A 1,035-nucleotide genomic window follows, 5' to 3' on the forward strand; every position below is an offset into this window, starting at 1 on the left:
CCGGATGGCCGAGCGCGGCATCGAGGTGCACGTGCTCCCCGCCACCGCCACCGTCGAGGACGTGTACGCGGTCAACCCCGACGGCGTGTTCTTCTCCAACGGCCCGGGCGACCCGGCCACCGCCGACGGCCCCGTCGCCGTCATGCAGGGCGTCCTCGCCCGCAAGACGCCGCTCTTCGGCATCTGCTTCGGCAACCAGATCCTGGGCCGCGCGCTCGGCTTCGGCACGTACAAGCTGAAGTACGGCCACCGCGGCATCAACCAGCCGGTGCAGGACCGCACCACCGGCAAGGTCGAGATCACCGCGCACAACCACGGCTTCGCCGTCGACGCGCCCCTCGACAAGGTCTCGGACACCGCCTACGGGCGCGCCGAGGTCTCCCACGTCTGCCTGAACGACCAGGTCGTCGAAGGCCTCCAGCTGCTCGACCAGCCGGCCTTCTCCGTCCAGTACCACCCCGAGGCGGCCGCCGGCCCGCACGACGCCGCGTACCTCTTCGACCGTTTCGTGAATCTGATGGAGGCCGAGCGTGCCTAAGCGCACCGATATCCAGTCCGTCCTGGTCATCGGCTCCGGCCCGATCGTCATCGGCCAGGCCGCGGAGTTCGACTACTCCGGCACCCAGGCCTGCCGCATCCTCAAGGCCGAGGGCCTGCGGGTCATCCTGGTCAACTCCAACCCCGCGACGATCATGACCGACCCGGAGATCGCCGACGCCACGTACGTCGAGCCGATCACCCCCGAGTTCGTCGAGAAGATCATCGCGAAGGAGCGCCCCGACGCGCTGCTCCCCACCCTCGGCGGCCAGACCGCGCTCAACACCGCCATCTCCATGCACGAGCAGGGCGTGCTGGAGAAGTACGGCGTCGAGCTCATCGGCGCCAACGTCGAGGCCATCAACAAGGGCGAGGACCGCGACCTCTTCAAGGGCGTCGTCGAGGCCGTCAAGGCCAAGATCGGCTACGGCGAGTCCGCCCGCTCGGTCATCTGCCACACGATGGACGACGTCATCAAGGGCGTCGACACCCTCGGCG

The 1,035-nt window shown here is 68.9% G+C and carries 1 protein-coding gene and 1 pseudogene; both read left to right on the forward strand.

The annotated features are described in order from the left end of the window. On the forward strand, positions 1 to 538 hold a 538-nt coding region (locus ACFVUS_RS44185; RefSeq protein WP_387781634.1), incomplete at its 5' end, for a gamma-glutamyl-gamma-aminobutyrate hydrolase family protein. Next, positions 531 to 1,035 (forward strand): annotated as a pseudogene (gene carB / locus ACFVUS_RS44190) (carbamoyl phosphate synthase large subunit); the annotation flags it as partial. The gene ACFVUS_RS44185 and the pseudogene carB, both read left to right, overlap by 8 nt.

The organism is Nocardia sp. NPDC058058 (assembly GCF_042885355.1).
GTDB lineage: Bacteria > Actinomycetota > Actinomycetes > Mycobacteriales > Mycobacteriaceae > Nocardia.